19 protein-coding genes are annotated in these 21,667 nt (G+C 57.2%); 14 read left to right on the top strand and 5 right to left on the bottom strand.

What is annotated here, in order from left to right; all coding sequences use genetic code 11:
• Nucleotides 1-41 precede the first annotated feature (41 nt).
• The 6 genes from ACR0CZ_RS09720 to ACR0CZ_RS09695 all read left to right on the top strand — a co-directional run bounded on the left by ACR0CZ_RS09720 (nucleotide 42) and on the right by ACR0CZ_RS09695 (nucleotide 8,908).
• Nucleotides 42-1,349 carry an HlyC/CorC family transporter gene (locus tag ACR0CZ_RS09720; protein ID WP_170393312.1) on the top strand — a complete coding sequence of 436 codons (1,308 nt, stop codon included), beginning with the start codon at nucleotides 42-44 and terminating at the stop codon, nucleotides 1,347-1,349.
• Nucleotides 1,350-1,454: 105 nt separating this feature from the next.
• Nucleotides 1,455-3,872, top strand: coding sequence for a GcvT family protein (locus ACR0CZ_RS09715; RefSeq protein ID WP_480536957.1), 2,418 nt, complete (start codon nucleotides 1,455-1,457; stop codon nucleotides 3,870-3,872).
• A 31-nt stretch (nucleotides 3,873-3,903) separates the two neighbouring features.
• On the top strand, nucleotides 3,904-4,518 hold the full coding sequence (locus ACR0CZ_RS09710) for a nucleotidyltransferase family protein (RefSeq protein WP_170393314.1): 615 nt from the start codon (nucleotides 3,904-3,906) through the stop codon (nucleotides 4,516-4,518).
• A gap of 746 nt (nucleotides 4,519-5,264) precedes the next feature.
• A complete protein-coding gene (locus tag ACR0CZ_RS09705; RefSeq protein WP_170393315.1) occupies nucleotides 5,265-6,701 on the top strand; it encodes a Do family serine endopeptidase in 1,437 nt (478 codons plus the stop codon).
• Between the two features lie 163 nt (nucleotides 6,702-6,864).
• Nucleotides 6,865-7,545, top strand: coding sequence for a response regulator transcription factor (locus tag ACR0CZ_RS09700; protein ID WP_170393316.1), 681 nt, complete (start codon nucleotides 6,865-6,867; stop codon nucleotides 7,543-7,545).
• Entirely contained in the window at nucleotides 7,538-8,908 is a 1,371-nt protein-coding gene (locus ACR0CZ_RS09695; protein ID WP_170393317.1) for a sensor histidine kinase, read from the top strand. The genes ACR0CZ_RS09700 and ACR0CZ_RS09695 overlap by 8 nt, the downstream gene beginning before the upstream one ends.
• A gap of 35 nt (nucleotides 8,909-8,943) precedes the next feature.
• On the opposite strand, the gene ACR0CZ_RS09690 is transcribed toward ACR0CZ_RS09695, so the two are convergent.
• Nucleotides 8,944-10,167 (bottom strand): cytochrome P450, encoded by a 1,224-nt coding sequence (locus ACR0CZ_RS09690; protein WP_170393318.1) that lies wholly within the window; start codon nucleotides 10,165-10,167, stop codon nucleotides 8,944-8,946.
• Nucleotides 10,168-10,259: 92 nt separating this feature from the next.
• On the opposite strand from ACR0CZ_RS09690, the gene ACR0CZ_RS09685 reads away from it, so the two are divergent.
• Nucleotides 10,260-10,607 carry a TfoX/Sxy family protein gene (locus tag ACR0CZ_RS09685; RefSeq protein WP_170393319.1) on the top strand — a complete coding sequence of 116 codons (348 nt, stop codon included), beginning with the start codon at nucleotides 10,260-10,262 and terminating at the stop codon, nucleotides 10,605-10,607.
• Here the strand turns inward: ACR0CZ_RS09685 and rpiB are convergent.
• From rpiB to ACR0CZ_RS09670, 3 genes are all read right to left on the bottom strand, one after another.
• A complete protein-coding gene (gene rpiB, locus ACR0CZ_RS09680) occupies nucleotides 10,604-11,053 on the bottom strand; it encodes a ribose 5-phosphate isomerase B (protein ID WP_170393320.1) in 450 nt (149 codons plus the stop codon). The two genes, ACR0CZ_RS09685 and rpiB, sit on opposite strands and share 4 nt — an antisense overlap.
• A gap of 118 nt (nucleotides 11,054-11,171) precedes the next feature.
• Entirely contained in the window at nucleotides 11,172-11,594 is a 423-nt protein-coding gene (ndk, locus tag ACR0CZ_RS09675; protein WP_008757405.1) for a nucleoside-diphosphate kinase, read from the bottom strand.
• A 104-nt stretch (nucleotides 11,595-11,698) separates the two neighbouring features.
• Nucleotides 11,699-12,901 (bottom strand): multidrug effflux MFS transporter, encoded by a 1,203-nt coding sequence (locus ACR0CZ_RS09670; protein WP_170393321.1) that lies wholly within the window; start codon nucleotides 12,899-12,901, stop codon nucleotides 11,699-11,701.
• Nucleotides 12,902-13,006: 105 nt separating this feature from the next.
• Here ACR0CZ_RS09670 and ACR0CZ_RS09665 point away from each other — a divergent pair, with 105 nt between their 5' ends.
• The 7 genes from ACR0CZ_RS09665 to ACR0CZ_RS09635 all read left to right on the top strand — a co-directional run bounded on the left by ACR0CZ_RS09665 (nucleotide 13,007) and on the right by ACR0CZ_RS09635 (nucleotide 19,932).
• Nucleotides 13,007-14,860 carry an ABC-F family ATP-binding cassette domain-containing protein gene (locus ACR0CZ_RS09665; protein ID WP_170393322.1) on the top strand — a complete coding sequence of 618 codons (1,854 nt, stop codon included), beginning with the start codon at nucleotides 13,007-13,009 and terminating at the stop codon, nucleotides 14,858-14,860.
• A complete protein-coding gene (locus tag ACR0CZ_RS09660) occupies nucleotides 14,857-15,477 on the top strand; it encodes a MarC family protein (RefSeq protein WP_170393323.1) in 621 nt (206 codons plus the stop codon). The genes ACR0CZ_RS09665 and ACR0CZ_RS09660 overlap by 4 nt, the downstream gene beginning before the upstream one ends.
• Before the next feature lie 41 nt (nucleotides 15,478-15,518).
• Nucleotides 15,519-16,100, top strand: coding sequence for a TIGR02281 family clan AA aspartic protease (locus tag ACR0CZ_RS09655; RefSeq protein WP_170393324.1), 582 nt, complete (start codon nucleotides 15,519-15,521; stop codon nucleotides 16,098-16,100).
• 50 nt (nucleotides 16,101-16,150) lie between these two features.
• Nucleotides 16,151-16,777, top strand: coding sequence for a hypothetical protein (locus ACR0CZ_RS09650; protein WP_170393325.1), 627 nt, complete (start codon nucleotides 16,151-16,153; stop codon nucleotides 16,775-16,777).
• Between the two features lie 43 nt (nucleotides 16,778-16,820).
• A complete protein-coding gene (locus ACR0CZ_RS09645) occupies nucleotides 16,821-18,035 on the top strand; it encodes an MFS transporter (protein ID WP_170393326.1) in 1,215 nt (404 codons plus the stop codon).
• Nucleotides 18,032-18,628: a YceI family protein gene (locus ACR0CZ_RS09640; protein ID WP_170393327.1), complete on the top strand. Its 597-nt coding sequence runs from the start codon at nucleotides 18,032-18,034 to the stop codon at nucleotides 18,626-18,628. Before ACR0CZ_RS09645 ends, ACR0CZ_RS09640 begins: the two co-directional genes overlap by 4 nt.
• Nucleotides 18,629-18,708: 80 nt before the next feature.
• The gene (locus tag ACR0CZ_RS09635; protein ID WP_170393328.1) at nucleotides 18,709-19,932 is read left to right on the top strand and encodes an MFS transporter; all 1,224 of its coding nucleotides are present in this window, start codon (nucleotides 18,709-18,711) and stop codon (nucleotides 19,930-19,932) included.
• A gap of 31 nt (nucleotides 19,933-19,963) precedes the next feature.
• Here the strand turns inward: ACR0CZ_RS09635 and ACR0CZ_RS09630 are convergent, their stop codons facing one another.
• Nucleotides 19,964-21,637 carry a flotillin family protein gene (locus ACR0CZ_RS09630; protein ID WP_170393329.1) on the bottom strand — a complete coding sequence of 558 codons (1,674 nt, stop codon included), beginning with the start codon at nucleotides 21,635-21,637 and terminating at the stop codon, nucleotides 19,964-19,966.
• Nucleotides 21,638-21,667 lie beyond the last annotated feature (30 nt).

Raw genomic sequence — 21,667 nt, 5'->3', positions numbered from 1 at the left:
ACCCCCATAACGAATGCAGCAACACGAACAACCTAGGACCAATGGAACCCACTCCTTCTCTGCTTGATGGCGCATTCTGGATCACGACAGGATCCATTCTTCTTCTCCTTGTCCTATCGGGCTTTTTTTCGGGCTCCGAAACTGCGCTGACCGCATCATCGCGTGGCAAGCTGAGAGCGCAGGCTGACAAAGGCTCGCGCGGGGCAAAAAAAGCGCTGGAAATCACCGATGATAACGAACGTCTGATCGGCTCGGTCCTTCTCGGCAACAACCTTGTCAACATCCTTGCCGCTTCGTTGGCAACCGCCCTGTTTACTCGCCTGTTCGGCGAAAGCGGTGTGGCGCTGGCGACGCTCGTGATGACCCTTCTGGTGCTGATCTTTGCCGAGGTGCTGCCCAAGACCTACGCGATTACCAACGCCGAAAAAGCCGCCGCCTTGGTGGCACCCGTTATCAGCGTCGTCGTAACGGTGTTCTCGCCGGTGGTGGCTGCCGTCCGACTGCTGGTGCGCGGTGTATTGCGCCTGTTCGGCGTACAGATCGACCCTGATAGCAACATCCTTGCGGTCCGTGAAGAAATAGCTGGCGCATTGCAACTGGGCCATTCCGAAGGTGTGGTCGAAAAAGAAGATCGCGACCGTATTCTGGGCGCGCTCGATCTTGGCGACCGCGCGGTGGAAGAGATCATGCTTCATCGCTCGAATATTGAGATGATCGATGCGGATGACGAACCCGAAGCGATCTTGAAACAATGTCTGGAAAGCCCGCACACCCGCCTGCCTGTGTTCCGTGAAGAACAGGAAAACATCGTGGGTGTCGTGCACGCCAAAGACCTGTTTCGCGCAATGTATGCGCAGGTAGGTGGCGCGGATGGTGATCCAGAGCGGCTTAAGAATTTCGACATCGCGAAGGTTGCCAACGATCCTTATTTCGTGCCCGAAACCACCACTCTGGACGACCAGATGCGTGAGTTTCTTCGGATGCACAGCCATTTTGCCTTGGTTGTCGACGAATACGGATCGCTGCGCGGGCTGATCACGCTGGAAGATATTCTGGAAGAGATCGTGGGCGAGATCGCAGACGAGTTCGACATCGACGAAGATGTCCCCGTTACCCGATCTGACGACGGCCAGTATCTGGTCGAAGGCGCGATGACCATCCGCGACGCAAACCGCGCGCTAGACTGGTCGCTGCCGGATGAAGAAGCCAACACGCTGGCCGGGTTGGTGATCCACGAGGCTCAGATGATCCCCATTGTGGGCCAAGTATTCTCGTTCCACGGTTTCCGATTTGAGGTCACGGCCCGCGAAGGCAACAGGATCACCGCCCTCAAGGTTCGTCCTCTCTAAGCCCTACAGCGCGCGTATTCAGCAAACGACGCGCGGTGTCGCGAACGGAACAGTAATACGCCAGAGCCCTCGGCAGGCTCGGCCAAAAGCCGAGGGAGAAACATCGTGAAAACCACCACCCGTGTCGCAGTTATCGGAGGCGGCGTTGTCGGATGCTCGGTCCTCTATCACCTGACCAAGCTCGGTTGGTCGGATGTGATGCTGCTGGAACGGTCTGAGCTGACCAGCGGTTCGACCTGGCATGCGGCGGGCGGGTTTCACACCCTGAACGGTGACACAAACATGGCCGCCCTGCAGGGCTATACCATCCGGCTGTACAAAGAGCTGGAAGAGATCACGGGCATGTCGTGCGGCCTGCACCACGTCGGCGGCGTCACGCTGGCCGACAATCAAGACCGGTTCGACATGTTGCTTGCCGAACGCGCCAAGCACCGTTTCATGGGTCTTGAGACCGAGATCGTCGGGCCTGAGGAGATCAAAAAAATTGCTCCGATCACCAACACCGATGGCATCCTTGGTGCGCTGTATGATCCGCTGGACGGGCATCTTGATCCGTCGGGTACAACACACGCATACGCCAAGGCCGCGCGTATGGGCGGGGCTACGATCGAAACACATTGCATGGTGCGCGAGACCAACCAGCGCCCGGACGGAACTTGGGACGTGTTGACCGACAAGGGTACAATTCACGCCGAACATATCGTCAATGCGGGCGGATTGTGGGCGCGCGAGGTCGGTGCGATGGCCGGGATCTACTTCCCGTTGCATCCGATGGAGCATCAATATCTGGTCACCGATAACATACCCGAGATCGAGGCCATCATCGACGCAGGTGGCGAGCACCCGCATGTGATGGACCCCGCTGGCGAAAGCTATCTGCGGCAGGAAGGGCGTGGACTGTGCATCGGCTTTTACGAACAGCCCTGCAAACCTTGGGCGGTCGACGGCACCCCGTGGGAGTTTGGCCACGAACTGCTGCCCGATGACTTCGACAAAATCACCGATAGCATCGAATTCGCCTACAAACGCTTCCCTGTTCTCGCTGAGGCGGGTGTCAAATCCGTCATCCATGGGCCGTTTACCTTTGCCCCGGATGGCAACCCTCTGGTCGGTCCGGTGCCTGGCGTGCGGAACTACTGGTCAGCCTGCGGTGTCATGGCCGGTTTCAGCCAAGGCGGTGGTGTTGGCTTGACCCTTGCTCAATGGATGATCGAAGGCGAACCCGAACGCGATGTGTTTGCCATGGATGTGGCGCGGTTTGGCGATTGGATCAGCCCGGGCTACACGCGCCCCAAGGTGATCGAGAACTATCAGAAGCGGTTCAGCGTCGCTTATCCGAACGAGGAACTGCCTGCAGCGCGTCCCAACCGAACCACACCAATGTACGACATCTTCAGCGATCTCGGTGCCGTTTGGGGGCAGCAATACGGGCTGGAAGTACCAAACTACTTTGCCCAAGGCGATGAACCGGATTTCGAGACACCCTCGTTCCGCCGTTCCAACGCCTTTGAGGCCACCGGCCGCGAAGTTCGTGCCGTGCGTGGAGGTGTTGGGATCAACGAAGTCCACAATTTCGGAAAATACCGTATTACGGGTGCCGGTGCCCGTGCATGGCTGGATCGCGTCATGGCGGGGCGCATACCCAAACCGGGGCGCGTCTCACTGACGCCAATGCTCTCGCACAAAGGTAAGCTGATCGGGGATTTCACCGTTTCCTGTCTGGACGACGATCTGTTCCACCTCACCGCCTCATACGGCAGTCAGGCGTTCCATATGCGCTGGTTCCTACAAAACCAGGACGATGGCGTGGGCATCGAGAACATCAGCGACCGGTTGAATGGGTTTCAGATCGCAGGCCCCAAGGCCACCGAGGTTTTGTCGGCCTGCACCCGAGAAGCAGTCAACTCGCTCAGGTTCCTCGACGTGCGCGAGATGACAATTGGCATGACGGACTGCATCGTTCAGCGTGTCAGCTATACCGGCGATCTGGGTTATGAGATTTATTGCGACCCAATGGCCCAACGGCAACTCTGGTGGAGTTTGTGGCAAGCGGGTCAAGCTCATGACATGACCCCATTTGGCATGCGCGCAATGATGAGTCTGCGTCTGGACAAGTTCTTTGGCTCGTGGATGCGAGAATTTTCACCCGACTATACAGCGGCAGAAACCGGGTTGGATCGGTTTATCTCATTCTCCAAGAGCAGCGATTTCATAGGCCGAGCAGCGGCCGAGGCCGAGCGCGCATCTGGCGCTGATCGCCGCTTGGTGGCTTTTGAGGTCGACGCGGCAGATGCAGATGTAAACGCGTACGAACCGATCTGGTTAGACGGCGTTGTTGTCGGCTTCTGTACATCTGGTGGGTATTCGCACTTTGCGGGCAAGTCGATTGCCATGGGGTTCCTCCCGACTGAACAGGCCACCGAGGGACGTGCGGTTGAAATTGAAATTCTAGGTCAGATGCGCAAAGCGCGTGTCATCACGACCCCACTTTTCGATCCCGATGGCACAAGAATGCGGGGATGACTTATTAATCCACCGACGGCATGCTTGCGAAATGACCCAGATTCCCATCATCCTGCTCGCTGCCGGGCAATCCAGCCGCATGGGTGGTGCTGATAAGTTAATGCAACCGATTGAAGGCGTGCCGCTTCTGCGCCGAGTGGCTCAGCGGGCGCTTGCCGCAGGTCACGTTATCATCGCCCTGCCCCCGGCCCCACATCCCCGATATACGGTGCTACAGGGCCTCGATGTTCAACTGGTCGAAATCCCAAATGCGCAAGAAGGCATGAATGCCAGTTTGAGAGGCGCAATAGCCTCCGTTCCAGCAAATGCACCTGCGGTCATGATCCTGTTATCGGACCTTCCGGACCTCACAACCCAAGACCTGAACAGCGTTCTCCGATCGGTCAAAACCCACCCTGACAATCTGATATGGCGTGGGGCTACTGAGGAAGGCGCTCCCGGCCATCCTGTCGTCTTTGATCGTTCTCTATTTTCAGAGCTTTCGGAACTGAACGGTGACAGCGGCGCGCAGATTGTCGTGCAACGCTACAAGGGCAAGGTTCATCTGCATCGCCTGCCCGCCCAGAATGCGCTGCTTGATTTGGATACACCCGCCGATTGGACCCGTTGGAATGCGGGCCGACCGCAAAAGCAGCCCCTCAAATAAACGCGACCCGGTCAATAATGACCGGGTCGCATGCCCAAAAACAGGACTACCACTTTCACCAATCTCTAAAGCGCGGTCAGATCGCCAATCAGGCTTCCCGACGTTGTGCTGCTGAACCTAAACAAGACCCCCTCGTTAACATGCCGCTCAGCGCTATGGAGACTGAGATGCGCCTTTGACACCCCCTAGTGCCTAAGGCCCCCCTCACTTGGGCAACTCCAATGTCGCTGATCCGATGCGTTCAAACAATGTAAAATTGGATGAAATGGTAAATTTCAGCGCAGGCGCACTGGCTTTTGAGCAACAATGCAACACTCTGGATTCTACCAATGGTTGCATCGACTTATACTTTTTCCAGAAGTTTCCGTCAGTTGCGCACTTAGAATACGGCTAACTTACCTATTTCAAAGGCATCGACGGGCGTGTTCGAAATTTGAACACTCCATCTCACGCAACTTTTAGGAGAAGTATTTTTGAGACCGCAAAAGCGTCGTTTCTTTGTTAACAAAAATGAATCAATTCAATGCTTTTTCGAAATTATTGACTTTATCGGCAACAATCCACCGATTCGCCACATAGCACCCAAGCTGATTCTTGCTACCCGAGCACGTTGAACGGAGTCATTAAAGCGGCGAAACGTGGCGAAATTAAGGTTTCTTAATATTTCTCTCAGGATATCCCAAGGTTGCCAGTGCATCTCCTGTCTCAATGCGCGGGATCAACCGCCGAAATAGACAGGAGTCAAAATGAGCATCCGTAAATCCTCACTGCTTATTCCACGCACATCAAGCTGGATGGGAGCTACCGCACTGGGCGCGGCCATGATGGCCACCACCGCCCTGCCCGCAATGGCAGACGAGGCTCTGGCCGATCTGGTCGAAACCGTCTCGCCCTCGGTGGTCACGATCACCGCCAAGCAAGATGCCAAACCACGCCCCACACAAGGTCAGGAGTTCGACCTCGAAAACCATCCCTTTGGCGAGTTCTTTAAGCGGTTCGGCGGTCCTGAAGGATTTGACATGCCGCAGCGAGGCCCCAGCCAGGGTTTGGGATCAGGCTTTGTACTTGATAAGGCGGGATACATCGTCACCAACCACCACGTTGTCGACAACGCCAGCAAAGTGACCGTACGTCTGAGCGATAACCGCACATTCGAAGCTGAAATCGTTGGTACAGATCCGCTTACGGACATCGCCGTGCTTAAAATCGACGCAGGAGAAGACCTGCAAGCCGTTCAAATGGGTGACAGCGACGTCATTCGCGTAGGCGAAGACGTCGTCGCCATCGGCAACCCGTTTGGCCTGAATGCAACCGTTACGACCGGTATTGTTTCCGCGAAGGGGCGCAATATTTCGGAAGGCCCCTACGCCGAATTCATCCAGACCGACGCTGCTATCAACAAAGGCAACTCGGGTGGTCCGCTATTCAACATGGATGGTGAGGTGATCGGTGTGAACTCGGCGATCTATTCGCCCAGCGGCGGCTCAGTCGGACTCGGCTTTGCGGTGACTTCGAATATTGTAGATCACATCACGGCTGATCTGCGCGATGACGGCGAGGTCAGCCGCGGTTGGTTGGGAGTGTCGATCCAGAATGTCAGCCCCGAACTGGCTGCTGCGATGGGTATCGATACGGCAACAGGTGCACTGGTATCGGATGTTGTACCGGACAGCCCGGCCGATGGCGTACTGCAGCAAGGTGACGTGATCCTGACCTTCAATGACGAAGCCGTTGATTCCAGTAGCGATCTTCCGATCCTGGTTGGCACGACCAAGGTAGGTACTGATAGCACGCTGACTGTTCTTCGAAATGGCAAAGAAGAACAGATCGAACTGACAATCGGTCAGCATCAGTCAGCCTCGGCGGCGACCGATAGCGTGGTTGAAGACAAGTTCGAAGGTACGTCGCTGGGCGTAACCGTGGCACCGCTGACCGAAACCGCCCGCGCCGAGATTGGCGTGGCCGAGAACGTCGATGGTGTTGTTGTCACTGATCTGGAGCCCGAAAGCCCCGCGGCCAAGGCCGGATTGCAGCGTGGTGATGTGATCGTTCGACTGGGCAATCTGGATACCGTTACGCCAGACGCTTTGAAAGAAGCGCTGGAGAACGAAAAGACGGATCCAGCTCTGGTTTTGATCAATCGCGGTGGCAACCAGATCTTCGTCGCGGTCGAAATCGCTTAACCCTACACCTAAGCGCGCCACATGATGGGGAAATCTGGAGCGCTTATTCTGGCAGGCACGGATTGTCCACGTGCCGCCGGAACAGCCGGGTGCACCTTTGCACCCGGCATGTTTTTTTCAAAGAGTATGTGTGTTTAAATCCCATTGGGAAGGAGCCCTGACCATGAGCAGACGCTTGTTGATCGTTGAAGATGACCAAGACACACGGGACTTCATTGCCAAGGGATTTGGTGAAGAAGGCTATGTTGTCGAAGTCGCATCAGATGGCCGCGAAGGCCTGTACCACGCAACTGACGGCGGATTTGATGCGGTCGTACTGGACCGAATGCTTCCCGGGCTGGACGGGTTATCACTGATTAAGTCAATGCGTGCGGCTGGGTTGAAAACACCTGTTCTGATGTTAACCGCCATGAGTGCAGTGGACGAGCGAGTCAAAGGCCTCCGCGCGGGCGCAGACGATTATCTGGTCAAACCATTTTCATTCCAGGAACTTCATGCCCGGATCGAAGCCCTGTTGCGTCGACCGCAAGAAGCCGAAGAAACGCCGACCCTTGCCTGCCGCGATCTCGAAATGGATCTGTTGACCCGCAAGGTCACACGCAACGGTCGTGAAATCACCCTGACTCCGCGCGAATTTCAAATTCTGGAGTTCTTTCTGCGCCGAAAAAACCGCGTCGTCTCGCGCACGATGTTGCTTGAAGGTGTGTGGGATTACCACTTTGACCCGAACACCAACGTGGTCGACGTCCATATTTCGAAACTGCGCCGCCAACTTGATGAAGACGGAGCTGACCCGGTGATTGAAACAGTCCGAGGCGCCGGATACATGGTTTCGGATGGATAACCTGCGCCTGTCGCTGAAAAACTCTCGTACTCGGTTGGTTCTGGCCAGCATGGTGCTTAGCACTTTGCTGACGGCGACCGTTCTGACGATGGTGTATTTTACGGCCAATCGCACGATTTCAGGCGAGACGCGTTCGGTCGTTCAGGCCGAGCTTACGGGCCTCGCAGATGAATATGAACGGCGTGGCATGATCGGGTTGATCTCTGCCATCGACCGCCGTTTGCCGACAGCGGCTGAGCGGGATGCCTTGTACCTGCTGACAGGTCGGCAAGGCACGAAACTGGCGGGCAACCTGACGCATTGGCCGGAAGGGATAACTCCGGGCAGCGGCTGGGTCGATCTTCAGCTTCGCAAAGAAGATACGGATCAATATGTCCCGATCTCTGCCGCTTCGGTCCGGCTGCCGGGTGGTGAGAGGCTGCTTGTCGGGCGTGATTCATTGGCCAGACAGCAATTCGACCGGGTTCTGTTCCGGTCTGTTGCACTGGCACTTGCCACTTCATTGGCGCTGAGTTTGTTGACCGGCTGGCTGCTGACCCGGCTGGTGTTTTCACGACTGAAAGACATCGCCAATACAGCCGACAATATCGTTTCCGGCGATTTAGCTCTGCGCATGCCTCTACGTGGCACGGGCGATGAATTCGATCAGGTCGCGGGCACGTTGAACAACATGCTGGACCGTATTGAAGAGTTGATCAGCAACCTGCGCACAACCTCCAATTCGATTGCTCATGACCTGCGCTCTCCCTTGTCGCGGCTGCGGCAAAGGGTCGAATCCCTGGCTGAGCCCGGCAAAAGCGATCAAGATCGCGAGATCGACATGGCGCGCGCGACCGGCGAGATTGATCACCTGCTGCGCGTTCTCAGCCAACTGACCGAGATTTCGCGTGCCGAGGCCGGTCTGGGCCGCGAACAATTTGAACCGGTAAAGCTTTTGCAACTGGTCGGTGACGTGGTTGAGTTATACGAACCTGTCGCGTCTGATCAGAACATCCGACTTGAGGTCGTTGGAAACGCGGACCCAATCCAAGGCCATCGCCCTCTGCTGTCTCAAGCACTGTCGAACCTTCTTGAAAACGCCATGCGCTACGCCCCGCCCGGCACAGCGATCACCATCGAAATTCGAGACGACGGCGACTATGCGTTACTCAGCGTTCGCGACCGGGGCCCTGGCGTACCAGAAAGCGATCTGCCCCGATTGCAGATGCCGTTTGTCACGCTTGATCCTGCAAGGACCGGGCGCAATGCCGGTCTTGGACTGGCGCTTGTGGCGGCAATTTCGCATATGCACGGCGGCACATTTCTGGCGCGCAATCGTAAACCAGGGCTTGAGACAACTCTGAAGTTGTCACGCAATTCCTAGCTACATGAAGAACATCTACTAGAGTATTGAACAGATTATATAAGTGCAGGCAACGACGCGTATCCGTGAAAACGAATGCGACCACCCTGCACCCGTTTTCCTTGAATCTGGTAATCGGGAAATCGCTTCAGCAATCGATCCAGTGCAACACGACCTTCAAGGCGCGCCAAAGTCAGGCCAACGCAGACATGCGGCCCGCCCGCGAAGGCCAGGTGCCTGTTCGGCTTGCGTGTGATGTCAAACCGGGTCGGGTCGGTGAACACCTCGGGATCACGGTTCGCTGCCCCGATACATAGATGCAGGTTCGTTCCTTTGGCGATCTGATGTCCTCGGATTTCAACGTCCGACGTAGTTTCCCGGTTGCCAAATTGGTTGGGCGACCGAAAGCGCAAGACCTCTTCAACCGCCGGAGCAATCAATTCGCCATCTTCCAACAGTCTTTGGCGTTGTTCTGGATAGTCATGAAGCAGCGCCAGCCCATTGCCGATCAGATTGGTGGTCGTTTCGTGGCCCGCGTTCAGTATGAAGATGCAGTTTTGCAGAAGCTCAATCTCGCTCAGCATCTCATCCGCGCCTTCGCCACGGATCAGACGTGTCAGAACATCTATTTCCGGATCTCCCGGTTTTGCGCGACGACGGGCGACGAGATCCCGAAGGTAAGTTTTGAAGTCGCGAACAGCAGTGTGACCCTTTTCCAGCTGAGCTTCCGTCAAAGCGGGTTCCAAAGCACCAAGGATAGCCAGAGACCAATCGCGCAGAGGCGCGCGTTCATCCATCGGTACATCCAGCAGATTGCCGATGATTTGGATTGGAATGGTCGAGGCAAAATCCGCAATCAGATCAACCCGTCCCCTGCCCGCCATATCATCCAGCAGCGTATCAACGGTTTCGATCAGACCCGGCTCCATCCGCGCGATTGCCCGGGGCGTCAGGGCTGAGGTCATGATCTTGCGCACCCGCGTGTGCAGCGGTGGATCGGAGAACACCAGTGAAGTTGTATGATGTTCGAATAACGGCGAGCCAACACCGAATTTAGGGCCGAACGCAGCCTCCTTATCCGAGGAATAAAGCGTCGTGTTGCGATAAATGGCATCCAGATCCGCATGGCGCGACAACAACATGGAACCGTCCGGCTGCCGCAATACAGGCGCATGCTTAAGCAGTGCATCATAAAAGGGGAACGGGTCGTCGACAAACCCCTCGGGCGGGTTCATCAGGTCCAAATTTTGCGCGACATTCTCTAGGCTTAGATCGTTCATGCTTGACCCCTCCAACGCTTGGGTAGCGGAAAGGGAAGCTGCAAACAACCTTGAGCGGGTGACAGGCCGTATCGGGCGGGATAAGACAAGGCATGTCTGATCCGATATCCTCCATCCGCAATCTTGGCCCGGCATTCGAGCAAGCCTGCGCGCGTGCGGGCATTATGACAGCTCAGGAATTGCGAGCGTTGGGAGCAGACGAGGCTTATACGCGCCTGCTACAGGCCGGAACGCGCCCTCATTTCATCGGTTATTATGTGCTGGTCATGGGCTTGCAAGGCCGTCCCTGGAATGACTGCAAGGGCGAGGAAAAGAAGGCCTTGCGCGAACGGTTCGATGCGATCAAAGCCGGAGTCAGCATAACGCCAAAGCATCAGATGATTGCCGATCTTGATGCTTTGGGCGTGCGAATATCAGCCAAGGATTTGTCGGCAGACTAGGCTTCGAGAGCCTCGATCATGTCGACCCGCATTGCGTGGCGACCACCTTCGAATTCGGATGTCAGGAAAGCAGCCGTGATTTCCAGTGCTTGCTTTTCATCGAGAATCCGCGCCCCGAGCGAGAGCATGTTTGCGTCATTGTGCTGACGGATCATCTGGGCCGAAAAGACATCACTGCAAACGCCACATCTGACGCCGTTGATTTTGTTCGCCGCCATCATGATACCCTGACCGGTGCCACACAAGATGATACCAAAGCGACAATCACCCGAAGCCACAAGGCGCGCTGCAGCAGCTCCGTGTTCGGGATAATGAGTGCTTTCCGATGTGGTCGGGCCGATATCTACGGCCTCCCAACCTTGGGCTTCAACGTAAGCAGAGATAGCCTGCCTGAGGTCGATTGCAGCGTGATCACTGGAAAGAACAATGCGTTTGTTTGTGCTCATGACGGCGTTTTACTCCTGTCAACCAAAGCAATGCGGACAGACACTGTTGAATCCTGCCCTAATAAGAAAGGCCGCACCCTATGTAGGGTACGGCCTAAAGCTGTGATCTGACGACCGATTAGCCGACCAGTTCGATGCCCGAGAAGAAGTAGGCGATCTCAACCGCGGCAGTTTCCGGTGCGTCCGAACCGTGGACCGAGTTTTCACCGACCGATTCAGCGAACTCGGCGCGGATGGTGCCAGGTGCTGCGTCTGCAGGGTTGGTTGCGCCCATTACTTCGCGGTTCTTTGCAATGGCACCTTCGCCTTCGAGAACCTGAACAACAACAGGGGCCGACGACATGAATTCGCACAGTTCGTCATAGAACGGACGCTCGGCGTGCACGTCATAGAACTTGCCAGCTTGAGCTTTGGTCATATGAATGCGCTTTTGCGCGACGATGCGTAGGCCAGCTTCTTCGAACTTGGCATTGATCTTGCCAGTCAGGTTGCGGCGGGTTGCATCGGGTTTGATGATCGAGAATGTGCGTTCCAGTGCCATATTGGCCTCTCCTTGACTTAAGGGCGCGATACCCGCGCCGAAATCCATCGCGCGCCGCCTAACATGGTATTTGCCTCATGAAAAGCGTTATGATCGTTTATCACTCAGATCGCCTCGGGCAGTGGGTCGGTACGATCCAACCGGCGGACATAGAGCACTGCCAAAAGACCAGCAAAGCTGCTGCCGCACATCATACTCAGCACCAGATATGGCCCGTTTTCAGGGCTTACAAACGTCCCGGTCATCATGGTCAAGACAGCCCCCAGTGCCACGATCAAGGCGCCTGATAATCCAGCCGCACTGCCGGCCAGTTTCGGACGTACCGACATCACCCCGGCCGAGGCATTTGCATTGGTCAAACCATTTCCGAAACCAACGCAGATGGCGGATCCAAAAAACACCCAGACCGAGCCCATATTGCCGATGAACAGCAGCAGCCCGCAAAATGGCCCAACCGACGCCACTACCCGACCGAACAAGATCATTGTCGTCAGCTGGGTGCGCTTTGCGATGCGCCCGGTGACAAAGTTGCCGACCATAAACCCGCCCGTGATGATACCGATGCCCAGACCCAGCATTGCTGGGCTCAGATCGAACAAGGCTGCGGCGACCAATGGCGCGCCGGTGATAAAACTAAAAAAACCGCCGATGGAGAACGCGGCGCATAAGGCGTAACCCCAGAACCTACGCGCGCGGAACAAATGCGGGTATTCCCGCATCTGCGCCGCGAAAGTCGACGAGCGGTTGGTGTTGGTTTCACCCATGTCAGCCCAAAGCAGCAACAGCACCCCTGCCCCAAGCAGCGAATACAGCACGAACCCGGCCCGCCAACCAAAAAGCATATCCAGCGCGCCACCTAGCATTGGCCCAAGCATCGGTGCCAGTGCCATGGCCATTGCGACATAGCCCAGCTTGCTCGCGGCCTCGTTTGGTGGATATCGGTCGCGGATCGAAGCACTCGACAGCACCGGCCCGGCCACCACCGCCGCCTGAATCATCCGAAACGAAAGGAAAACCCAGATTGACTCGGCTAAAACGCATCCAATTGAAGCGGCGACAAATATGACCATCGCGATCAACAAAACAGGTCTTCGCCCGTAGCGATCCGACAGCGGCCCGACGATCAACTGCAAGACCGCCGAGACAAATAGGTATCCTGCGACGGCCACGTTCATCAGGCCATAATCCACGCCGAAATCTTCGCTCATATGCGCCAGCGACGGCAGGAACATGTTCAGTGTCAGAACCGAGAGCGCCGTTGCAAAGATCAGCGTTATCAGGGTCGGAGGAGATTGAGCCGCACGCATATCGAAACCGTTTGGAAGACGAACCGGAACAGCGCTAACACATTGCTTCTGGCTTGAACATGGTGACCTCTGGCGGCGTCTTGGATGCTCTGATAAGAGCGCCTCATGCTACGGATCGAGAACATCACATACGCCGTTGAAGGCCGTCCTCTGTTCGACGAGGCCAGCGCGACCATTCCCGATGGCCACAAGGTCGGCCTTGTCGGGCGCAATGGTACCGGAAAGACGACGCTCTTTCGGTTGATCCGGGGCGAGCTGTCGCTGGAATCAGGCAATATATCCCTGCCAAAACGCGCGCGGATCGGGGGCGTGGCGCAGGAAGTGCCATCCTCGGATGTCTCGCTGATCAACACGGTTCTGGCTGCGGATGTGGAACGCAGCACATTGATGGCCGAAGCAGACAGCGCGACAGATCCGGACCGGATTGCTGAAATCCAGACACGGCTGGCTGATATTGATGCTTGGTCGGCTGAGGCTCGGGCAGCCTCGATCCTCAAAGGACTGGGCTTTGACGATGAGGATCAGCTGAAACCCTGTTCGGATTTCTCGGGCGGATGGCGCATGAGGGTAGCGCTGGCGGCCGTACTGTTTTCGCAGCCTGACCTGTTGCTGTTGGACGAACCGACCAATTATCTGGACCTTGAAGGTGCGTTGTGGCTTGAAAGCTATCTGGCCAAATACCCTCACACCGTCATCATCATCAGCCACGACCGGGGGTTGTTGAACCGCGCCGTCGGATCAATTCTGCATCTCGAAGATCGCAAACTGACTTATTACGCGGTTCCCTACGACAAGTTTGCCGAACGTCGCGCTGAACGTCTGGCACAAGCAGAGTCGGAAAACGCCAAGGCCAAGGCCCGCATCGCACATCTGCAAAGTTTCGTGGATCGTTTCCGCTATAAGGCGTCAAAGGCCGTACAGGCCCAGTCTCGTTTGAAGATGATCGAGCGCATCCAACTGGTTTCAACTCCGCAAGAGGCGGCTTTGCGCGCCTTTTCATTCCCCGAGCCAGAAGAGCTGTCGCCACCGATCATTCAGCTTGAAGGAGGCGTGACCGGTTATGGTGAGACCGAGGTTCTGCGACGACTGAACCTGCGTATTGATCAGGATGATCGCATCGCTCTGCTAGGCAAGAATGGTCAGGGCAAGTCGACCCTTTCGAAACTGCTATCTGACCGCCTACCCCTGATGGCGGGTAAAATGACCCGAAGCTCCAAGCTGCGCATCGGCTATTTCGCGCAGCATCAAGTAGATGAGCTGCATGTTGACGAAACACCATTGGATCACCTGCGCCGCCTACGCCCCAATGAGGCGCCCGGCAAGTGGCGCTCGCGTCTGGCGGGGTTCGGATTGAACGCGGATCAGGCGGAAACGTTAGTCGGGCGTCTTTCTGGCGGGCAAAAAGCGCGTTTGTCGCTGCTGATCGCTACCATCGACGCGCCGCATATGCTGATCCTTGACGAACCGACGAACCATCTGGACATCGAAAGCCGCGAAGCGTTGGTCGAGGCACTGACTGCCTATTCCGGCGCGGTCATCTTGGTCAGCCACGACATGCATCTACTGTCGCTTGTCGCTGATCGGCTATGGCTGGTCTCGGATGGCACCGTGAAGCCATTCGATGGCGATCTTGAAGCCTATCGCGCTCTTTTGCTGGCCCGCGAGAAACCGGTCAAAGATAAACTACAGGCGCCCAAACCCAAACGTGCGTCACGCGAGACCGTATTGGCCCTGCGTGCGGATCTGCGCAAATGCGAAGACCGGGTCGAGAAACTGACCGATATGCACGACAAGCTTTCTGCCAAGCTGGCGGATCCGGCGCTTTATGAAGATGACCGGATCAACGATCTGGAAACCTGGAACCGCAAATTCGCCGAGGTGGTCGAAGCCATGCAAAAGGCTGAAGCCCTATGGGTCGCCGCCGCAGAACGGTTGGAACAGGCAGAGAGTGCAGCATGATCGACATGGCCTTTTTCATAACGGCTTTCACCACGATGTTCGTGGTGATCGACCCTTTCGGCACCACGCCAATTTTCGTTGCCTTGACGCAGGACATGGATGCGGCCACACGCCGTAAGATTGCTATTCGCAGCTGCCTGACCGCAGTTTTCATCCTGATCGCCTTTGCCGCTTTTGGTGAAGCGGTTCTTGGATTCGTCGGCATCTCGATGGAAGCCTTCCGCGTTGCAGGTGGCGCGCTTTTGTTTCTGACTGCGCTGGACATGCTGTTCGACCGCCGTACCAAACGCCGCGAGGACCGCGCCGAGGAAGAAGATCATTCTGACCCTTCGGTGTTCCCCTTGGCCATACCCCTGATCGCGGGCCCTGGATCGATCGCAACAATCATTCTTTTGGCCGGACAAAACCCGGGCGTCCCTGGGATCGCAGCGGCCTGCGCTGTTATGCTTGCCGTCATGTTGGTTGTATTTGTGTTCTTTCTGGCCGGAGGCATGATCGCCCGTATTCTAGGTAAGACCGGGCTGAACGTGCTGACACGGCTGCTGGGTATGCTGCTGGCTGCACTGTCGGTTCAGTTCATTCTTGATGGCCTCAAAGCCTTTGGTTTCGCCTCGTGAAACACCATATTGGTATGAGAAAACTGATTTCGGGTGATTGAATGGACGGCTACGATATTGGGCGCTTGACCTATCTGTTTCTGCTGGGTGCTGCCCTGTTGATGTGGTTTATCACTCAGAACCGTCAGTCGTTGGGAAAAACCATGCAGCAGGTCGCGGCTTGGGTGTTTATCTTTATCGGTGTCATTGCCGTTGTCGGATTGTGGGATGACATCCGTTCAACCGTCAGCCCGACCCCGCAACTGACCGTAACTGATCAGCGGATTGAAGTGCCCCGCTCTTATGATGGACACTACTATTTACCAATGCTGGTGAATGGCACAGCGGTGACCTTTCTGGTCGATACTGGGGCCAGCAATATCGTCATCAGCCCGAAAGATGCCGAACGAATTGGAATCGATACGGATCAATTGAACTATCTCGGCCGCGCCTCGACGGCCAATGGCATTGTGCGTACAGCGCCGGTTCGGCTGGACAGCCTGTCTTTGGGCCCCATCACCGATCGCGATATCCCGGCCTCGGTCAATGAAGGCGATCTGGGTCAATCCTTGCTAGGGATGGCGTATCTGCACCGCTTTTCGAACATCCAGTTCGCAGATGGGCGTCTAATCCTGTCGCGTTGACCGCATTCCCCCAATTGAGAACAAAATGAGAACATGCTAATTTGATCAGCATGTCCACCAATCTTCTTGGCCGCAAGCCCGCGCGCACCCCACCCGGGGTGGCCCTGCACCCACAGATCAGTCTGCAACTGGCCCGTGTACACGAAGCCTGCGGCCCTGCCCGGCGTAGCTTTGCTCTGTGGGTGGCGGCGCAGACTCAAGGGCCAGTGATGTGGATTGCCCCGGCTTGGGAGGTGGCGCAGCTGCATCCCGAGGGCATGCTGCCTTTTGCCGATCCGTCCCGGTTTCTGCTGATCCGCCCTGACAAACCCGAAGACCTGTTGTGGTGCATGGAAGAAGCCTTGCGCAGCGGTGCCGCCCCGTTGGTCATTGGCGATTTGCCCGGCCCGCCGGGTCTGACCCCGGTCCGGCGGATGCATCTGGCTGCCGAACAGGGCGGCATATCGGGACAGGCTCCGCTGGGGCTATTGCTGACGCCTGACGATGGTGGCGCACAGGGGATTGAGACGCGCTGGCATATGGTGCCCACCTATCGGGACGAGGCCTGCAGTTGGTGTCTGACCCGCCGCCGCGCCCGCGCCCTGCCCCCGGCCAGTTGGCACGTGACGCGGGCTGCTCCTCATTGCGGACTGCAGTTAAAGCAGATCAAATCCGAAGACGCCCCGATGATCACATAACTTGTGACTGGCCAAAACCGGACTTGCCCCCTAGCGTGCCGACATGACACACCCGATCCATGACAGCCGATATTCGTGGCTTCGCCTGCTGATCACCCTGGCCATCGCAACCGTGGTCAATGTGGGCATGTGGGCTGTGATCGTCGTCATGCCCGCCATCGAGGCCGAGTTTGGCGCAGACCGAGCCGCGGCGTCGATGCCCTATACGCTCGCCATGATCGGCTTTGCCTTCGGCAACATGTGGCTGGGCAAGCTGGTGGACCGACTGGGCGTGACAATGGCGTTGATCGGCGCCGCTGTGCTGAGCGCGGTAAGCTATCTGCTGGCAACCCTTGCGCCGAATATTGCGCTGCTGTCGGTTGCGCATCTTCTGCTGGGGCTCGGCACGTCAATCGGATTTGGACCGCTGATCGCCGATATCTCGCATTGGTTCATGCGCAGGCGAGGGATTGCCGTGGCACTGGTGGCCAGTGGCAACTACCTGTCGGGCGCGATCTGGCCCACGCTGCTGTCGGGCATTCTGCAGCGCGAAGGGTGGCAGCAGGTTTATCTGAGTCTCGCCGTCATCACCCTGGTCGCCGTCATTCCTCTGTCCCTGCTTTTGCGCAGACAGGTCCCCGTCGAGGCGCATGGCACGGCAGCAGCGGCAGCACAGGTCAAAGCACAAAGCGTCGGCTTTTCACCCCGCGCCCTGCAGTACATCCTCGGGCTGGCTGGTATCGGCTGCTGCGTGGCCATGTCGATGCCCCAGGTCCATATTGTCTCCTATTGTGTGGGCTTGGGCTATGGCCCGGCCGTTGGTGCCGAGATGCTGTCTCTGATGCTGTTGGGCGGCGTGGTTAGCCGTATCATCTCGGGGCTTGTCGCGGACCGGTTGGGAGGGCTTTCAACACTGCTGATCGGCTCGGTCCTGCAATGTATCGCTCTGTTCCTGTTTCTCCCTTATGATGGGATGGTTTCGCTTTATGTAGTCAGCATGCTATTCGGGCTGGCCCAGGGTGGTATCGTCCCCAGCTACGCGCTGATTGTACGCGAATATATGCCCCCGCAAGAGGCCGGCGCGCGCGTGGGTTTTGTCATGATGATGACTATCCTCGGCATGGCTCTGGGTGGTTGGATGTCGGGCTGGATCTACGACGTGACTGGCAGTTATCAGTTTGCTTTCATCAATGGCATCCTTTGGAACGGGCTGAACATCGCAATCGTGCTGATGCTCATGAAACGCTCGCGCCAGCGCGGTCGCACGGCGATGGCATGAGGAACCTTACCCGACGCAGCCTGATTGCAAGCCTTTGCGCGTTACCAATGGCACGGGCAGCGATGGCCGCCCTCACCCCATATGCGCTGGCAGCATCGCGCAGTTCCGTCGGCTTCACCTATGATTTGTCCGGCGCGCTTCAGACGGGCACGATACCAGTACAGTCGGCCCAAATTCTGATTGATACCAATCGCTTGCAAAACAGCCGGGTCGATGTCGTGCTGGACGTGGCCCGGGCGCGGACGAACCTACCATTTGCCCGAGGTCCGATGTTGGGAAAAAGTGTGTTGAACGCTGCCCAATACCCCACCATCCGTTTCATCACGACTAAGATTCAGCTGGGACCCACTGGCCGTATCTCGGAAGGTGCAACCGTGACCGGCGATCTGACAGTGCGCGGTATCACGCGTCCGGTGACTTTGAGCGCCAATCTGTATCGGAGACCGGGAAGCGCGGTGGATGATTTGGACACCCTGTCCATCCGGCTAGAGGGGGCGATCAATCGAAATGAGTTTGGCGCGTCTGGATATCCTGATCTTGTACAACCCACGATCGGCCTGGACATCCACGCCGAAATCATCCGGCAGGATTAACCACAAAAAGGCAAAAAACGACGTCAGGGCGTCGATTAGGCGCGCGCATTTCGTGGCGACAAGGTCAAGTTGCACCTATCATGCGTACGATCATTTCATTTGCCGCCCTCTTTCTTTCGGTCATTCTGCTGCAGCTCTCAACGGGCGGTGTTGGTCCGCTGGATGCAATCTCGGGGCTGACGCTTGATTTTTCGACCGAACAGATCGGTCTGCTGGGGTCATCGCACTTCATTGGGTTCTTTGTTGGTTGCTGGTGGGCTCCGCGGCTTATGGGCAGCGTCGGGCACTCGCGCGCATTTGCGGTCTGCACCGCTTTGGGCGCGATGGGGTTGCTGGGGCATACGCTGACTGAAAACCCTTATGTCTGGGCCGCGCTGCGTATCGCGTCGGGAACCTGTGTCGCTGGGTGTTACACCGTGATCGAGGCTTGGCTGAACGCCAAGGTCACCAACGAAACCCGTGGCCGCGCGATGGGCACCTACCGTATCGCCGATATGGGGGCCTCGCTTTGTGCACAGCTTATCATTGCTGTTCTGCCACCCGCCTCTTACGTTTCATACAACCTGCTTGCGATCCTATGCTGTGCATCGATCTTGCCGCTGGCCCTAACTCGCGCCAGCCAACCCAAGACACCGGACACCCCGCGCCTGCGTCCCAAGCTGGCCTGGCACAGCTCACCACTGGCTGTGGCGGGCGTTATCGTGGCTGCGCTCAGTTCGGCATCATTGCGCATGGTCGGCCCGGTATACGGTCAGGAGGTCGGATTGGGCGTAGATCAGATTGCCTTCTTTCTGGCCTCTTTCGTTCTGGGCGGCGCACTGGCCCAGTACCCCTTGGGTTGGCTCGCAGACAAGTATGATCGACGCTGGGTGCTGATCTGGCTATCCGTGGCAGCGGTGCTAAGCTGCGGTGTCACGATGTTGGCTAGCGGAACTGGAACGGTCGGCGTTATGCTGGCCGCCGGGTTCTTTGGCCTGACCACGTTTCCGATTTTCTCGGTTTCCTCGGCGCATGCGAATGATTTTGCCACGACCGAACAACGCGTTGAATTGGCAGCAGCCTTGATGTTCTGGTACGCGCTGGGGGCGATTGCATCGCCCTACATCTCATCCACGTTGATCCAGCAATTCGGCCCCGGAGCCCTGTTTGCTTTTGTTGCATTGGGTCATGTGTTTCTTATTGTCTTTGGCCTCGCCCGTATGCGTTCGCGCCCGACGCCCGAGAAACGGACGAATTATGTCTATGCACCGCGCACATCCTTTACCATCGGCAGGCTGCTCAAGGGTTCTCGCGAAAAGCAATGAAAAAGGGCCGGGAAATCCCGGCCCTTCTGTTTTACTGCTGGACCGCTGGCCCGTGGTCCTCGACCGCGTCGACCATCTCATCTGGGTCCCCGGTGCTCTCAAGGGCACCGTTCACGACACCACCGACACCGTTCTCCATGGACAAGCCAAGCTCTTCGCCCAGTTTCTTGAGCGCTGGCATCTGCACGGCCATTCCCATGATCGAATCCAACGCCTGATTGACAACCGGCTTTTCACCGCTTGAAACACCACCACCATTGGCAGCTCCGATCCCACCAACCTGATGGATTTTGATCGAGTCGATTTTTTCGGCCGGTTTGACCATTTCCGATATGATCGAGGGCATGGTTTCAATGCGGGTCAAGTCGACCTTCATCCGGATCTGCTCAGGTGACAGGGCATTGTCGGCCTCTACGATCGCACGCTTACCTTCCGCCTCGGCCAGCATGTCGTTCTTCTTGGCCTCGGCGCGAATGTTCAGCGCGTCTGCTTCGGCCTGCGCTTCCTCGCGGCGGGCTTCGGCGCGGTCTGCGGCGGCCTCTTTTTCGGCCTGCGCTGACAAACGGATCGCGGTGGCCTGGCGTTCGGCCTCACGGGTGGCTTCAATCAGAACAATCTGCTTCTGACGCTCGGCCTCGGCCACTTCGCGCGCCGTAGCCACGGCTTCGGTTGCTTTGGTCGCCTCGGCTCGAGCCAGATCGGCGGATGCGCGCGCGCGGCTTTCCTCTTCGGATTTCTGCGCGATGATGATCTGGCGTTCCTGTTCCGCGACTTCGATCTCACGCTCTTTGGCGATCTCGGCATCGCGGATTTTGCGCTCGCGCTCAATCTCGGCCGAACGAATGGCCTCTTCACGGGCAATCCGAGCGCGTTCGGTTTCGCGTACCGAGTCTTCAGTTCGCGCAGCGATCTCCGCCTCTTGCGCCACACGAAGAGTTTCCACCTTCTGCGCCTGCTCGATGCGCGCCTGCTGTTCGTCCTGTTCGATCAGCAACTTCTGACGCTCCGCTTCCATCGCCGCACGACGCACCTCAACCTCGGCCTCGGCGTCGATCTGCGCGCGTTCTTTCTTGGATATGGCAATCACCTCGGCCAGCTTGCGCATACCCACGGCGTTAAAGGCGTTGTTTTCGTCGAGCGCTTCAAACGGCGTCTGGTCGAGCGCAGTCAGTGAGACCGATTCCAGCGACAAACCGTTCTTCAGCAAGTCTTCGGACACCGCATTCTGCACTTCCTGCACAAAGTCGGCGCGGTTTTCATGAAGACCATCCATGGTCATCTGAGCGGCCACGGCACGCAGACCGTCGATCAGCTTGCCTTCGATCATCTCACGCAGTTGCTCGACGTCAAAGGTGCGATCACCCAGCGTTTGCGCGGCGCGCGCGATGCCCTCTTCAGTCGCCATCACCGAGACGTAGAATTCGACACCCACGTCGACACGCATCCGGTCTTTGGTGATGAGCGCGGCCTCACCGCTGCGCTGCACCTCAAGGCGCAGAGTCTTCATGTTGACCGGGCTGACTTCGTGCAGCAACGGTACGATGATGACGCCGCCATCCATAATGACCTTTTTGCCACCCGCGCCGGTTTTCACCAGGCTGATCTCGCGCGTGGCGCGTCGATAAAGGCGGCCAAGTACAAGGCCTATGAACAAGAGTACGGCTAAAATAGTCACAACTGTAACGGCCAGGAATGATAGTTCCATGCAATATCCTCCGGATTGGGGTTAAGATTT

Source organism: Ruegeria sp. H9, from assembly GCF_056532915.1.
This window is presented reverse-complemented; position numbering and strand designations above follow the sequence as displayed.

Excerpts from the sequence above, each read along its gene's own strand:
- rpiB (WP_170393320.1), bottom strand. The coding sequence starts at position 11,053 with ATGAGCACAAACAAACGCATTGTTCTTTCCAGTGATCACGCTGCAATC.
- ACR0CZ_RS09695 (WP_170393317.1), top strand. The coding sequence starts at position 7,538 with ATGGATAACCTGCGCCTGTCGCTGAAAAACTCTCGTACTCGGTTGGTT.
- ACR0CZ_RS09710 (WP_170393314.1), top strand. The coding sequence starts at position 3,904 with ATGACCCAGATTCCCATCATCCTGCTCGCTGCCGGGCAATCCAGCCGC.
- ACR0CZ_RS09670 (WP_170393321.1), bottom strand. The coding sequence starts at position 12,901 with ATGCGTGCGGCTCAATCTCCTCCGACCCTGATAACGCTGATCTTTGCA.
- ACR0CZ_RS09660 (WP_170393323.1), top strand. The coding sequence starts at position 14,857 with ATGATCGACATGGCCTTTTTCATAACGGCTTTCACCACGATGTTCGTG.
- ndk (WP_008757405.1), bottom strand. The coding sequence starts at position 11,594 with ATGGCACTGGAACGCACATTCTCGATCATCAAACCCGATGCAACCCGC.
- ACR0CZ_RS09685 (WP_170393319.1), top strand. The coding sequence starts at position 10,260 with ATGTCTGATCCGATATCCTCCATCCGCAATCTTGGCCCGGCATTCGAG.
- ACR0CZ_RS09640 (WP_170393327.1), top strand. The coding sequence starts at position 18,032 with ATGAGGAACCTTACCCGACGCAGCCTGATTGCAAGCCTTTGCGCGTTA.
- ACR0CZ_RS09635 (WP_170393328.1), top strand. The coding sequence starts at position 18,709 with ATGCGTACGATCATTTCATTTGCCGCCCTCTTTCTTTCGGTCATTCTG.
- ACR0CZ_RS09665 (WP_170393322.1), top strand. The coding sequence starts at position 13,007 with ATGCTACGGATCGAGAACATCACATACGCCGTTGAAGGCCGTCCTCTG.
- ACR0CZ_RS09705 (WP_170393315.1), top strand. The coding sequence starts at position 5,265 with ATGAGCATCCGTAAATCCTCACTGCTTATTCCACGCACATCAAGCTGG.
- ACR0CZ_RS09720 (WP_170393312.1), top strand. The coding sequence starts at position 42 with ATGGAACCCACTCCTTCTCTGCTTGATGGCGCATTCTGGATCACGACA.
- ACR0CZ_RS09700 (WP_170393316.1), top strand. The coding sequence starts at position 6,865 with ATGAGCAGACGCTTGTTGATCGTTGAAGATGACCAAGACACACGGGAC.
- ACR0CZ_RS09690 (WP_170393318.1), bottom strand. The coding sequence starts at position 10,167 with ATGAACGATCTAAGCCTAGAGAATGTCGCGCAAAATTTGGACCTGATG.
- ACR0CZ_RS09655 (WP_170393324.1), top strand. The coding sequence starts at position 15,519 with ATGGACGGCTACGATATTGGGCGCTTGACCTATCTGTTTCTGCTGGGT.
- ACR0CZ_RS09630 (WP_170393329.1), bottom strand. The coding sequence starts at position 21,637 with ATGGAACTATCATTCCTGGCCGTTACAGTTGTGACTATTTTAGCCGTA.
- ACR0CZ_RS09650 (WP_170393325.1), top strand. The coding sequence starts at position 16,151 with ATGTCCACCAATCTTCTTGGCCGCAAGCCCGCGCGCACCCCACCCGGG.
- ACR0CZ_RS09645 (WP_170393326.1), top strand. The coding sequence starts at position 16,821 with ATGACACACCCGATCCATGACAGCCGATATTCGTGGCTTCGCCTGCTG.